Below are 12,844 nucleotides of genomic sequence, written 5' to 3'. Positions count from 1 at the left end.
GATTGCGACTTCTGGTCGCTATGACAGCCGGAACTCGCCATCGATCATGGCCACGGCGGGGCGACAGCGCGGACCTCGTCCCTGACCGGGCCGGGCCGCTGGTCTTCGCCGGCCACGGGTTCGAGTTCGCCACCGTGGTCGGGGACCCGCTCGAACGCCTGGCGCTCACGGCCGCCCGCCGTCGGAGGGTTTCCGGTTGCGGGTCTGGCCCGGGTCGGCAGCAGTACCAGCAGCGCTACCGCGACGGCCGCCAGGCCCCACCAGAGGAACAGCCAGGGCGCGTCGGCGCGGGTGTACCACGCCGGCAGGTAGCCGGTGATCCGCAGGCCGGCGAGGCCCTCGAGGACGCGCAGCGGCACCAGGTACCCGTAGTCGGCGGAGAACCCGTTGCTCGGGCTGAACCGGCTCAGGGTCTCCAGCCCGACCGTGGCCGCGATGCACAGGACGGCCAACGCGGTCACGAACGCGTTGCGGGCGCGGTGCAGGGCGTAGCCGATCGGGTACGCGAAGGCCGGCAGCACCGCCGCCCACAGCCGCGCCGGTGGCGCCCAGCCGCCCCACCAGCCGGGCGAGGTGAGCAGGATCGCGCAGTACGGGCCGACCGCGGCGAGCATCATGAGCTGCGGCCGGCGCCGACCGGCCAGCAGCAGTCCGGGCAGGACGAGCAGGAACACGGGGTACGAGAACAACACCCCGTGCTCCTGGTCGAGCAGCACCCCGACGAGGCTCTTGACCGGGTTGGCCCCGAACAGCAGGTGCTTGTCGCCGGCCTGGTTGACCGACGGGTTGAGGCTGTGCCACACGGTCCACAGGTACGTGAACAGGCCCGCGGTCAGCACCCCCAGCGGCACCAGGAACCCGGCCCAGCGGCGCCGGTCCCGGCCGATCCGCCACGCCGCGAGGACGAACAGCGACGCCTCCAGCGGCAGGAACCGGCTGTGCACCCAGGGCAGCGCGCCGAGCCCGGCGCCGAGCAGCAGCAGATCACGGAGGCGGGGCGGCGCGGCGAGCACGCGCAGGGCATAGACCACGACGAGCGCGGCGAGCGGCTCGACGAACACCTTCGCCGTGTAGGTGAGCACGGTGGAGCCGAGGCCGATCGCGACCGCGGTGAGCGCCGCGGGGAACCGGTCCAGGCCGGCCCGGCGCAGCAGCCACCACACGTTGGCGACGGTGAGCAGCGACACGACCACCATGAACAGCAGGACACCGGTGCGCCCGCCGAGCAGGTACGGCACGTGCCACAGCACCGGCCCGCCGATCCCGTGCCACGGCAGCGTGTCGTGCGGCGCCGCCGCCACGTGCGCGGACAGCGGCCCCGGGTGGAAGGCCGTGAAGTCCCAGTTGTCGTAGACCGGCCGCACGTGGATCGAGCCGTACCGCTTGATCGCCTCATTGATGGCGAGATAGTGCGGCTCGTCGCCTTCGGGCATCCGGGTGTACCGCTGCAGCAGCGCACTGGCGACCATGGGCACGCCACAGACGGCGAGGACCGCCGCGAGCGTGCGACGGTCCTTCGGTAAAGCAGCCTCGGGGTCCACCGCCGGATGCTAGCGGGTCAGCCGCCCTTCGTGGGGGACGCCGACGGCTGGGCCGCATCGTTGTTGATCATCTCCGGGTGGGCGGCCACGTACGCGGCGACCTGGTCCTGCGCGATCGCCGTCAGCAGACCCTCGGCAGTGTCGTCGAGGACCTCGAACGACTGCCCGTTGATGGTCTGCGGGTTGAACCTGCCGTTGTTGACCTTCAGCGTGAGCATCTGGTCGGGCTTGATGCCCTTCAGCGTGAAGATCCAGTCGGCGAGCGAGACGTCGTTGTTGTAGAACGACACCGCCTTGCCGACCGAGTTCAGGATCGCGTTGACCTTGATCGGGTTGGTGACGACGCCGGCGCTGGTCGCCTTGCCGAGCATCGCCTTGATGAACTGCTGCTGGTGGCGCTGCCGGCCGTAGTCGCCGTCGTTGTTGGCGAGCTTGTCGCGCTGCCGGACGTAGTCGAGGGCCTCCCAGGCCGCCATGTCGTAGCAGCCGACCTCGTAGATCTGCGGGCGCATGTTCGGCTTGAGGCCGGTGGGCAGGCCGTCGGCGTTGAAGTAGTACGGCACGCCCTCGGCGCCGGTCTTGGTGTTCCAGCCGGTGTGTACCGAGGTGACCTTCTCGTCGACGCACATGTGCACGCCGCCGAGGGCGGTGACGAGGCCCTTGAAGCCGTCGAAGTTGACGATCGCGCCGCCGTTGAACTTCAGCCCGCCGGCCAGCGTGCTCACCGTCTCGGCGAGCAGCTCCAGGCCGCCGTCGCGGCCGCCGCCGTTCTGGTAACCGAACCAGAACGCTGCGTTGATCTTGTCGGTGCCGCCGTCGTACTTCGTCGCCTTGTGCGCCGGGATCTGCACGCGGGTGTCGCGCGGGATCGACGTGAGGTAGACCGCGTCGTGGCTGGCCGGCACGTGCGCGATGATGATCGAGTCGGCCCGGACGCCCATCTCCTCGTTGCCGGTGCGCTCGTCGACCCCGACGAGCAGGATGTTGATCGGCCCGTCGATGGTCGCGCCCTCGGCCGCCGCCCCGCCCAGCCCGCCCTCGTGGGTGATCTGGTCGCTGTAGTGGTCGAGCAGCACCTTCCCGCCGACCAGCGCACCGCCGCTGGCGACCAGCAGCACCGCTCCGAACAGCAGCGCCAGCCGGGCCCACAGCGGATCCTTGCGCGCGCGCTTCTTCCTCGTCACCTGCACCCCCGGACGGGCACAATAGCGCCCCGACCTGTGAACGTTCGGTCCTTCGCGCTCTAGACGGTTCCCGGCACCCGGTTCGTTGCAGGATCACCGACATTTCACGGTGGGCCTGCTGTGGTACACAGGAGACCGGAACGGGGTCCGAAGGGGGAAATGCGCCGTGGGCGTGCTGCAGCGCTTCGAGAAGCGGCTCGAGGGCCTGGTGGAGGGCACCTTCGCCAAGGTGTTCAAGGGTGTGGTCCACCCGGTCGAGCTGCTCAACGCCATGCAGCGGGAGGCCGCAGCCAACAAGCAGAGCGTCGGCGGCCGCATCCTGGTCCCGAACCGCTTCGTGATCGAGCTCTCACCGGCCGACCACACCCGCCTGGCCGCGTATGCGAACGCCCTGGCCCAGGAGCTGGCCCAGTCCCAGGCCGAGTACATCGGCGAGCAGGGCTGGGCGGTCTACGGCGACGTCCTGGTCGAGGTGGACCGCAACGAGACGCTCGACACAGGCCTGTTCCAGATCGTCGCCTCGGTCCACACCGGCGGCGAGACCCCGGCCCGCCAGGCGTCCGGTGTGCGCCTCGTCACCGAGGACGGCGGCGGCTACCTGCTCCCGGTGGGCTCGACGGTGATCGGCCGCGGCGACCAGGCCACGGTCCGCCTGGCGGACGTCCGCGCGTCCCGCCAGCACGCCCGCCTGGACTACGACGGCCGCCAGGTGGTGCTGACCGACCTGGGCTCGGCGAACGGCTCCCTGGTCAACGGCCGCCGCGTGGCCACGGCCAACCTGTCCCCCGGCGACGAGATCGTCATCGGCAACACCCGCCTGGTCTTCCGGGTGGACGGCGCCGCCGAGCCGACCCGGGTGACCCGCATCCCGGACGGCCCCGCCCCCCGCCCCTGACCGTGCGAACGACGCCACCCCGGCCGGTGGACCTGGCCGCGGAGACCACCTGGGCCGATCCGGCCGGCGTGGTCATCAGCCGCGCGTGCCGGCCTGCATTCGTTCCAGGAGCCACCGGCGTTCCTGGAGCCACCGGCCGACGACCGTGATCTCGGCCTGACCCGCCGTTGCCGGGCGGGCCGGCGCAGTATGGTCGATCGTGGTCCATGAGGATCGAGTGCGAACGAGAACAGAGGTGCACCACGTGAGCGACTGGAACGCCGCAGTCATCGACGAGTTCCGGGCCAACGAAGGCCGCGTCGGCGGTCCCTTCACCGGAGCCCCGATGGTGCTCATCCACCACCGCGGCCGCAAGAGCGGCCGCGAGCACGTCAACCCGCTGATGTACCTGCCGAACGAGACGAACGGCGACGTCATCTACATCTTCGCGTCCAAGGGCGGCGCCCCCGAGCACCCCGACTGGTACCACAACCTGGTCGCGGCCGGCACCACCACCATCGAACGCGGCGCCGAGTCCTACACCGTCGGCGTCCGCGAGGTCACCGGCACCGAGCGCGACGAGCTGTACGACGAGCAGGCCGGCCGCTACCCCGGCTTCGCCGAGTACGCGCAGAAGACCGCCGGTATCCGCACCATCCCCGTCCTGGAGCTCACCCGGAGCGCGAACTAGAGGCCGACCGCGCCGTCGAGGCGTTCGCGGAGGAGGTCGGCGTGGCCGTTGTGGCGGGCGTACTCCTCGATCAGGTGGAGCAGGACCCAGCGTAGCGACACCGGGCCTTCGCCCGGCTCCTCGCCCACCACGTCGAGGCTCGGGGCCGCGGCCACGAACCGCTCGGCGAACGCCACCTCCGACTCCCACGCGGCGAAGGCGCCCGGCGCGTCGGCGGGGGCGGCGGGGGCGGCGAACGCGTCGGGGTACAGCGGCGGCGCTTTCTCGGCGGCCAGCACCACCCGGAACCAGAAGCGTTCGGTGTCGGCCGCGTGGCGGACCAGGCCCAGCAGCGAGAGCGCCGACGGCTCCACCGACCGGCGGGCCAGGTCCGCGGGTGGCAGGCCGGAGCATTTCAGCCGGAGCGTCTGGCGGTGCCAGGTGAGGAAGGCCAGCAGGGTCGTGCGTTCATCCGCGAGCGGGGGCCGGTTCTGCCGCATGCCGACCATCCTGCCGTCTACCGTGTGGGCATGCCGGGCATCCCGCGGGTCGTCACCGACCTTGACGACGTGCCGTCGCGGCGGCTGGTCGAGGTGGTCGAGGCCGTCGCCATGATCTTCAGCCTGCCCACTCAGGCCGCCGACCACGTCGACGCGCTGGCCGTGGCGATCGGGCAGGGTGAGACCTGGCGGGAGCAGCATGCCATCCACCTCTGGGAGCGTAACCCGCGGCTGCGGCACCTGCTCATCGCGGACGGGAACCCGGCCGAGGCCACCTACGCGCCGCTGACCCTCGACGGGATCCGCCGCACGGACGGCGTCGAGCTGCAGCCCCAGCCGGTGACCAACACCGCCGAGCAGGCCATCTGGATCGCGGAACGCATCGACAAGCTGAACATCGGGAGCCTCGGGCTCGTCGTCTCGCCGTACCACCTGCCGCGGGTGTACCTCACCCTGCTCCAGGCGCTCGACGGACCGGTCCAGCTGCTGCCCGTCCCGGTGCCGATCCCGCCGGACCTGCCGGCGCCGGAGACCGGGGCAACCCCCTTCGACCTGCTGCCGGGCGAGGTCCGGCGGATCATCGCGTACCGCGAGCAGGGCTGGGTCGCCGGGCCCAAGGAGCTGCGGGAGTACCTCGCCTGGCTGTGGCAGCAGCCCCTGCTCAGGCGATCGGCAGGATGAGCGGGCCGTCCCCGGCAAGGGTGAGGCGTCAGCAGCTGCGCAGGAACCGGTCGAGGACCCGCACGCCGAACCGGAGACCGTCCACCGGCACCCGCTCGTCGACGCCGTGGAACAGCGACGTGAAGTCCAGTGACGGCGGCAGGCGCAGCGGCGCGAACCCGAAGCTGCGGATCCCCAGCGCCTGGAAGGCCTTCGCGTCGGTACCGCCGGGCAGCAGGTACGGCAGCACCCGCCCACCCGGGTCCTCCGCGACGAGCGCGGCGGTCATCGCGTCGACGAGCCGCCCGTCGAACGTCGTGGAGACCGGCGGCAGCGACGCCCAGTCCTGCTCGACGTCCGCCCCCAGCAGCTCGGTCACGGTCCGCCGGAACTCGTCCTCCCGGCCCGGCAGCACCCGCCCGTCGACGGTCGCGGTCGCCACCGACGGCACGACGTTGGCCTTCACCCCGGCGGAGAACATGGTGACGTTGGCGGTGTCGCGCAACGCGGCGCCGATGAGCCGGGCCGCGTTGGCGAACCGGGCGACCGCGGCCTCGGGATCGGCCTCGTCGAACGGCACGCCGGTCAGCTCGGCCACCCCGTGCAGGAACTCCCGCATCGGCCCGGTGAGCACGAGCGGGAACCGGTGCCCGTCGAGGCGGGTGACCGCGGCGGCGAGCTTGGCGACGGCGTTGTCGGTGTGCACGAGCGAGCCGTGCCCGGCGGTCCCCCGCACCTTCAGCCGCAGCCACACCGCACCCTTCTCCGCGGTCTGCACGAGGTACGCCCGGACCCCGTCATCGATGGTGAGGGAGAACCCGCCCACCTCACTGATCGCCTCGGTCACGCCCTCGAACAGCTCCGGCCGGTGCTCGACGAGCCACCTCGCACCCTGGAACCCGCCCGCCTCCTCATCCGCCAGGAAGGCGAAGACGATGTCCCGCGGCGGGACGAGGTGCTCCCGCCGGTACCGCCGGGCAAGGGCGAGCGACATCGCCACCATGTGCTTCATGTCGATCGCGCCGCGCCCCCAGACGTAGCCGTCGCGCACCTCGCCGGAGAACGGGTGCACCGACCACTCCGCCGGGTCGGCCGGCACCACGTCGAGGTGCCCGTGCACGAGCAGCGCCCCGCGGCCCGGGTCGGCGCCGGGCAGCCGCACGACGACGTTGCCGCGCCGGGGCCCGGACTCGACGTACTCCGGCTCGTAGCCGGCCTCCGCGAGGCGCTCGGCGACGAACTCGGCGGCGGCCCGTTCGCCGTTGCCGTCGCGCGGGTCGTCGGTGATGCTCGTGTCGAACCGGATGAGCTCGCTGGCGAGCCCGACGACCTCATCCTCCGCGGTGATCATCCGCGCACCCTACCCGCGAGCCCGATTCACAGGTACCCCGAAGGTCCGCGGGATTGACGGCACAGGTTTCCGGGGCATCGTCGGCTGGACAGCCATGAGCCCGAAGGGAAGCCCGAACATGACCGAGGACCAGACGAACGGGACGCCGGTGCCGCCGTGGGCCGGGCCCGCACCCGAGACCCCGGCCGCGCCCCCGTCGGGTGGCCGGGTCTCGAAGCTCAAGCTCGGGATCGTCGCGGCGGTGTCCGGCGTGATCGTGATCGGCGGCGGTGTCGCGGTGGCCAACGCGGCCGGCGCCGGGACCGGTACCCTCCAGCAGGGGCCCGGTGGCGGCCACGGCTACGGCGGCGGCCAGGGTGGCTTCCCCGGCGGCGGTCAGCCCGGCCGGGGCGGCATGGAGCGCGGCGGCCTGATGGGTGCCCTCCACGGCGACTTCGTCGTGAAGGACAGCACCGGCAAGTACGTCACCCATCGCCTCCAGACCGGTACGGTCACCGCCGTCAGCGACACCTCGATCACCGTCAAGAGCGAGGACGGGTACAGCACCACGTTCGTCGTCAACGGCAGCACCAAGGTCGGCAACGGCTCGGGGAAGATCGGCGACGTCAAGACCGGCAGCACGGTCACGGTCGTCGGCACCGTCGACGGCACGACCGTGACGGCGACGACGATCGCCGACTCGTCGCTGCGCGGCAACAAGCCGGACCGCCAGCCCCGCGGCAGCGACGCCCCCAAGCCGACGAAGACGGCCTAGAGGTCGCGGGCGAACGTCACGAGGTCGCGGCCCGGACCGTTGTAGCCGGCCACCGGGCCGCCGACCGTGAACCCCATCCGCCGGTGGAACGCGATCGACGCCTCGTTCACCGGTGACGTGATCGCCCGGACCACCCGCCGGTCGTGCTCCTTCGCCAGGGCGAAGAACCGCTCGTACAGCGTGCGGGCCAGGCCCTGGCTCCGCGTGCCGGGGTGGACGCCGACGAAGTGGATGTACGCCTCGTCGGGCTCCGAGGGCGACAGGATGCCCACCAGGAATCCGCGCAGCCCCGCCGCCGACTCCGCGACGAGGCTGGTGCGGTGGAAGTGGTCGAGGAACAGCCGCGGCAGCCCGGCCAGGATCGGCCGCCCCCACCAGTCGTCGACCACGGCGGCGATGGCGTCGTAGTCGGCGGCCTGGGCGGGGCGGATCAGCGGTACGGTCATCGGTCCGGTCATCTGTTCATGGTCACCGAGCGGGGCCAGCGCCCGCCGGGCAGGTCGCTGTGGTCGGCCAGCTCGCCCGCCAGTCGCCGCACGCTCGCCACGTCGGCGGCCAGGCGCTCGGCGAGGTGGGCGGCGCCGGAGACGAGCTCGCCGACGACGGTGCCGACGAGGTCGGCCAGGTCCTGCAGCGACGACGGGAACTGGGTGAGGACGCCGGCCATCGTCGCCCCGCCCTCCAGGCACGCGGTCGTGAGCGCGGCGGCCACCGCGGCGACGCGGTCGGCGAGGCCGGTGAGGTACGCCATGTTGGCCATGGCGACGTCGGCGAGCCACTCGCTGGTGACGCGGGCCTGGCCGGCGGCCTGCCGGAGGGCGCCGGTCTGCTCGTGGAGCACGTCGAGGTACGCCTCCTTCGCGGGGCCGGCCCAGTAGGCGAGGTTGCGCCCGGGCGGGTCGAGCGCGGCGGCGACCCCGGTGACCGGCGTGACGACGGCCGGCAGCCACGCCAGGCTCGCGTCGAGCACCGCGAGCACCGGCACCGCGCGGGCCGTGGCCAGCTCGGCCGCGTCGAGGACGCGCTCGAGCCGCAGGCGCAGCACGCCGAGCCGGTGCCGGATGACCGCGAGCCCGTCCTCGACGTCGCCGGTGACCCACTCCACGATCCCGCCGGCCCAGCCGCGCCCCCGTTCGACGAGCCGGATCCCGGCCTCGACCCGCGCGAGCAGCCGGTCCCACTCGGCCCGCACCTCGGCCAGGCCCACTTCCAGGGCCCGCAGCGGCTCAGTCACCCCACACCGCCGTGAGGTCGGTGACGGCGTCGCGGTCGGCCGCGGTGTACCGGTCGGCGCACACCCGCAGCACGGCCGCGATCCCGTGGAACTCGGCGGCCGCGTCGCCGCACAGCGCGCCGAGGTGTGCGCGCATCTCCTCGTACACCCGCCACTGCCCGGTGTCGGCCACGTCGGCGACGGCGAACCCGAACGGCGACAGCCCGAGCCCCTCGGTGGCCGTCCGCACCGCCCGCATGCGCTCACCGGCGTCGTCCCACCGCGCGGCCTCGGCCCGGATCGCGTCCCGCGCCGCCCGGATCGCGGCCGGCGCCCCATAGTCGAACTCCATCGGTCCCTCCCCCGTGCGAACCGCCCGGAATGCTACATAGGGTGGGGCGCATGGACGAATTGCGCCGAGCACTCCAAACGCGGATCGAGGCGGGAACGCTGCCGGGCGCCGTGGCGGCCGTGGCGTCCTCCGACGGCCGCGCCCGGGTCGACGCCCTCGGCGTGACGGAGTTCGGCGGCGAGGTCCCGATGCGCCGCGGGACCCCGTTCCGGATCACGTCGATGACGAAGCCGATGGTGGCGGCGGTGGCCATGATGCTCGTCGAGGACGGCACCCTCACCCTCGACGCCCCGGTCGAGTCCTGGCTGCCGGAGCTGGCCGGGCGCCGGGTCCTGCGCCGTCTCGACGCGGCCCTGGCGGATACGGTACCGGCGCAGCGCCCGATCCTGGTCGAGGACCTGCTGACGTTCCGCCTGGGCCACGGCCTGCTGCTGGGCCCGGAGTCCGACTATCCGGTGGCGGCCGCGGGCCGGGCCCTGGACCTGACGCTCGCGGAGCCGTTCCCGCGCACGCCGTACGCTCCGGACGAGTGGCTGCGCCGGTTCGCCTCGCTGCCGCTCATGTACCAGCCGGGCGCACGCTGGGCGTACAGCACCGGCACGCTGCTGCTGGGCGTGCTCCTGTCCCGCGCGTCGGGCGTCCCGCTGGACGACCTGCTGCGCGACCGCCTGTTCACACCGCTGGGCATGACATCGACGGGCTTCACGCTCACGCCGTCGACGGCCGCGCAGCTCCCGGCGCACTACCAGGCCGGCGAACGCCAGGACCTGTCACCACCGTCGCTCTGGACGCAACGCCCGCCCTTTCCGGACGGCTCGGCCGGCCTGGCGTCCACAGTGGACGACGTCCTGGCCTTCGGCCGCTTCCTGCTGTCGGCCGGCGCGGACCTGCTGACACCGTCGTCGGTGCAGGCAATGACGACCAACCACCTGACCGGGCCCCAGATCGAGTCGGCCGGCATCCTGCTGGACGGGAGCGGCTGGGGCTACGGCATGTCGGTCACGGTACGCCCGGACGACATCTCGGGCCCGGGCCGCTACGGCTGGGACGGAGGCTACGGAACGTCATGGTGCAACGACCCGGCAACGGGTCGCGTGTGCGTGCTCCTGACCCAGGTCTCGGACATCTTCTGGAACGGCACGATGCCCGAGTTCCTCCACCTGGCCCTGCGCTGCAATGTGCCAGCATGATCACCATGTACACCGAAGTGACGGTCCCGCTGGTCTGCACCTACGACAGCGAGGCCAACGCCGCCTACATCTACCTCCAGCACCCGGTCGCCCCCGGCGCCGCCGTCCAGATGGGCATGTTCAACCCGGAACTCGGCATGTTCAACCTCGACCTCAACGCCGACGGCCACATCCTGGGCCTGGAGATCATCGGCGCCCGCGAACACCTGCCACCCGCACTCCTGGAGGCGATCCTGCAGTCCCGGTGACCCTCGGTCCCCAGCCTGCCGCATGCCGACCGCGCCCGCCGTCGGGACCGTCGCCGTCCGGCCGCCTGCTCCCTGCGGCGGCCTGTTCCGGCGACCTCTTCAGCTGACCGCGGGCGGACCGGGCTCGTCGAGGCCGACCTCGACGAGCTCGCCGCCGCGGTAGGTGAAGGACCGGCGGGTCATGCGGCGTGCGGCGACCCGGAGGGCTTCGCGTCCGGCCTGCTCGGCGCCCGTCGGGTCGGTGACGCGGAAGCCCGGCAGCCTGATCTCGTCGGCGGGCACGTCGTCGGTCCGCCGGCGACCCTCGACGACGAAACCGAACATGTGCCGCAGCGCCTCCTCGCCCATCTCGAGGGGGTGGAACGGCAGCGGATACGGGCCCGGCCCGACCGGGTGCTCCCCGGCCCAGTACGGCACCTCGAACGGCATCGGGTCGCCGATGTTCTCCCCGATCCCGCCGTCGGGCGACAGGCTCAGGGACCGGACGAGCGCACCGTTCTCCCACACGGCGAACGCCAGCCAGTCGGAGCCCGAGTGCATCGCGTGCAGCAGGACCCGCCGGCCGGCGCCGAGGCGCAGCAGGTGCGGCGGCAGCCGCGAGGGGCGGTCGAGCATGAACCGTTTGTCGCAGGCGAGGTCCAGGCCCGGGACGCTCAGGGCGTACAGCGTGTCGTCCGGCGGGTAGCAGCCCTCCCACAGGTTGTCCCCGTCGCCCGGTTCGATCCGGTACCCCGGGTGCAGCCGCTCGGCCAGCGCCCGGGCCCGGCCGGGATCGGTGGCCGGACGCAGCCGGAGGACCGGGATCGGGTCGCCGTCAGCGAACGCCAGGATGCCCGTCTTCGCGCCCATACCGCCCCCGATCCGTGTCTGGCCGCACGCTACCCGCTGTGGATCATGCGCGGGTGGTCCCGGTGCCGGTTCAGCCGGCCGGCGTCCCCTCGGTCGGCGGGTCGGCGGGGAGGATCTTCGTCGGGGCGACCGGTGTCGCGGGGAGCGGCTTGGTGGGCCAGACCGGGGCTTCCGGCTCGCTCGGCAGTTGCGCGGTCGGTGGTACGGCCGCGCTGACACCCGCGGCCCCGGGTTGCGCGACCGTGCCGGCCACCGCGGACCCGGGTTGCGCTACCGCGCCGGCCGGGACGACCGTCGCCGGCTGGGTTGCCGCCTCGGGCTGGGCCGACGGAGCAGGCGGGTCCAGCAACCAGCCCTGAGCCGGCGGCGCGACCTGCGCCGGCGGCGCGGAGTGGACAGCAGTCGGCGCGCCCGGAACCGGCGGCGCGACCTGGGCCGGCGGCGCGGAATGGACAGCAGTCGGCGCGCCCTGAGCCGGCGGTGCGACGGGAGCAGCTGGCGCTGCCGGAGCAGACGGCGCACCCGGCGGCACCCAATGGGTCGGCGGCGCGCCCGGCGGCGCGAACTGCATCCCCGGCGCGCCCGGCGGAGCGGAGTGGGCCGGGGGTGCGGACGCCACCGGCGGGCCCGGCTGGGGCGGCACCGGAGGGTGGTACGGCCCCGGAGGCAGCGCGTGCGGCGGGTGGACCGGGTAGTGCCGCGGCGGCCCCGCCTGATACGGGACGCCGGGCGGCAGCGCGGGCTGGAACGGCGGCCTGCGGTACAACGTGATCGCCCGGCCGCCGAGCGCCTTCGTCGCGTTGCCGTTGGCGACGCCGCCCAGGATGATGCCCGCGCCCGGCACGACCTTCGCGAGCATCTTCTTCGCCGCGCGGACGCCCGCCATCTGGGCCAGCTTCAGGCCGAGCTTGACCATCACCCGGCCGACCGTCGGGCGGTCCTCCGGCAGCAGCGCGTCGAAGCGCTCGCGGCCCTTGGCCACGGACAGCGCAGTGCGGGCAGTCTGGGCGTATTTATGGACGTTCTGCAGCACGAGCAGCTCGGCCGCGCGGTCCGGGTGGGCCGGGTCCACGCCGTAGTTCGCGGCCAGCATGAGCACCATGCGGGCCTGGGTCCAGGCCAGCACACCGATGTCCAGGACCGCGCCGGCCAGGGGTACCGCGCCCGACACCGCGCCGGAGAGGCGGGACTGGTTCACGTAGCGGTACACGATCATGTTGGCGAGGGCGTCGGCCGGGGCGCCCGGGTTCTGGCCCTTCAGTTTGTCCAGCTCGCGGGCCATGCGCGGGCCGAGGCGGGTGACCGCTTCGAGGGCCAGGTGCTCCGGCGCGTACTCCGGGTCGGCCTTCATCTTCTGCCACAGACCGCTCGGGGGGCCGTCGTCGCTGTCAGAGTTGCTGTCAGAGAGGTCGGGCGCTGCGGTCGGCTCGGTCACACGACCAAGATAAGCAACGCGCG

At 73.0% G+C, this 12,844-nt stretch carries 15 protein-coding genes; 6 read left to right on the top strand and 9 right to left on the bottom strand.

The features are described from left to right. Positions 1-44: 44 nt before the first annotated feature. The gene (locus tag ABZS66_RS31155; protein ID WP_354763870.1) at positions 45-1,541 is read right to left on the bottom strand and encodes a hypothetical protein; all 1,497 of its coding nucleotides are present in this window, start codon (positions 1,539-1,541) and stop codon (positions 45-47) included. A 17-nt stretch (positions 1,542-1,558) separates the two neighbouring features. Next, a complete protein-coding gene (locus ABZS66_RS31150) occupies positions 1,559-2,725 on the bottom strand; it encodes an LCP family protein (protein WP_354763868.1) in 1,167 nt (388 codons plus the stop codon). A gap of 166 nt (positions 2,726-2,891) precedes the next feature. Here ABZS66_RS31150 and ABZS66_RS31145 point away from each other — a divergent pair, with 166 nt between their 5' ends. Both ABZS66_RS31145 and ABZS66_RS31140 read left to right on the top strand, forming a co-directional pair. Continuing rightward, on the top strand, positions 2,892-3,620 hold the full coding sequence (locus tag ABZS66_RS31145) for a DUF3662 and FHA domain-containing protein (protein ID WP_354763866.1): 729 nt from the start codon (positions 2,892-2,894) through the stop codon (positions 3,618-3,620). A 244-nt stretch (positions 3,621-3,864) separates the two neighbouring features. Then, positions 3,865-4,290 (top strand): nitroreductase family deazaflavin-dependent oxidoreductase, encoded by a 426-nt coding sequence (locus ABZS66_RS31140; RefSeq protein WP_354763864.1) that lies wholly within the window; start codon positions 3,865-3,867, stop codon positions 4,288-4,290. On the opposite strand, the gene ABZS66_RS31135 is transcribed toward ABZS66_RS31140, so the two are convergent. Next, entirely contained in the window at positions 4,287-4,769 is a 483-nt protein-coding gene (locus ABZS66_RS31135; protein WP_354763862.1) for a DinB family protein, read from the bottom strand. The two genes, ABZS66_RS31140 and ABZS66_RS31135, sit on opposite strands and share 4 nt — an antisense overlap. Before the next feature lie 30 nt (positions 4,770-4,799). Here ABZS66_RS31135 and ABZS66_RS31130 point away from each other — a divergent pair, with 30 nt between their 5' ends. After that, positions 4,800-5,450 (top strand): hypothetical protein, encoded by a 651-nt coding sequence (locus tag ABZS66_RS31130; protein ID WP_354763860.1) that lies wholly within the window; start codon positions 4,800-4,802, stop codon positions 5,448-5,450. 28 nt (positions 5,451-5,478) lie between these two features. On the opposite strand, the gene ABZS66_RS31125 is transcribed toward ABZS66_RS31130, so the two are convergent. Beyond that, positions 5,479-6,780 (bottom strand): M20/M25/M40 family metallo-hydrolase, encoded by a 1,302-nt coding sequence (locus ABZS66_RS31125; protein WP_354763858.1) that lies wholly within the window; start codon positions 6,778-6,780, stop codon positions 5,479-5,481. 118 nt (positions 6,781-6,898) lie between these two features. On the opposite strand from ABZS66_RS31125, the gene ABZS66_RS31120 reads away from it, so the two are divergent. After that, the gene (locus ABZS66_RS31120) at positions 6,899-7,534 is read left to right on the top strand and encodes a hypothetical protein (RefSeq protein WP_354763856.1); all 636 of its coding nucleotides are present in this window, start codon (positions 6,899-6,901) and stop codon (positions 7,532-7,534) included. Here the strand turns inward: ABZS66_RS31120 and ABZS66_RS31115 are convergent. From ABZS66_RS31115 to ABZS66_RS31105, 3 genes are read right to left on the bottom strand one after another with little or no spacing between them, the layout of a single operon-like run. Continuing rightward, positions 7,531-7,992, bottom strand: coding sequence for an N-acetyltransferase (locus ABZS66_RS31115; protein ID WP_354763854.1), 462 nt, complete (start codon positions 7,990-7,992; stop codon positions 7,531-7,533). The genes ABZS66_RS31120 and ABZS66_RS31115 overlap by 4 nt on opposite strands. Continuing rightward, complete coding sequence (locus ABZS66_RS31110; protein ID WP_354763852.1) at positions 7,989-8,768, bottom strand: hypothetical protein; 780 nt, start codon at positions 8,766-8,768, stop codon at positions 7,989-7,991. Before ABZS66_RS31110 ends, ABZS66_RS31115 begins: the two co-directional genes overlap by 4 nt. Then, the gene (locus ABZS66_RS31105; protein WP_354763850.1) at positions 8,761-9,099 is read right to left on the bottom strand and encodes a hypothetical protein; all 339 of its coding nucleotides are present in this window, start codon (positions 9,097-9,099) and stop codon (positions 8,761-8,763) included. Before ABZS66_RS31105 ends, ABZS66_RS31110 begins: the two co-directional genes overlap by 8 nt. Before the next feature lie 50 nt (positions 9,100-9,149). Here ABZS66_RS31105 and ABZS66_RS31100 point away from each other — a divergent pair, with 50 nt between their 5' ends. Together ABZS66_RS31100 and ABZS66_RS31095 are read left to right on the top strand one after the other, a co-directional pair. Continuing rightward, complete coding sequence (locus tag ABZS66_RS31100) at positions 9,150-10,289, top strand: serine hydrolase domain-containing protein (RefSeq protein WP_354763848.1); 1,140 nt, start codon at positions 9,150-9,152, stop codon at positions 10,287-10,289. Positions 10,290-10,294: 5 nt separating this feature from the next. Beyond that, on the top strand, positions 10,295-10,537 hold the full coding sequence (locus tag ABZS66_RS31095) for a DUF2283 domain-containing protein (RefSeq protein ID WP_354763846.1): 243 nt from the start codon (positions 10,295-10,297) through the stop codon (positions 10,535-10,537). A gap of 99 nt (positions 10,538-10,636) precedes the next feature. On the opposite strand, the gene ABZS66_RS31090 is transcribed toward ABZS66_RS31095, so the two are convergent. Together ABZS66_RS31090 and ABZS66_RS31085 are read right to left on the bottom strand one after the other, a co-directional pair. Continuing rightward, positions 10,637-11,386: a hypothetical protein gene (locus tag ABZS66_RS31090; protein ID WP_354763844.1), complete on the bottom strand. Its 750-nt coding sequence runs from the start codon at positions 11,384-11,386 to the stop codon at positions 10,637-10,639. A 70-nt stretch (positions 11,387-11,456) separates the two neighbouring features. After that, positions 11,457-12,821, bottom strand: a complete 1,365-nt coding sequence (locus ABZS66_RS31085) for an EcsC family protein (protein ID WP_354763842.1) — start codon at positions 12,819-12,821, stop codon at positions 11,457-11,459. Between the last annotated feature and the right edge of the window lie 23 nt (positions 12,822-12,844).

Origin of the sequence: Dactylosporangium sp. NPDC005572 (assembly GCF_040605515.1) — a bacterium.
Classification (GTDB): Bacteria; Actinomycetota; Actinomycetes; order Mycobacteriales; family Micromonosporaceae; genus Dactylosporangium.
This window is presented reverse-complemented; position numbering and strand designations above follow the sequence as displayed.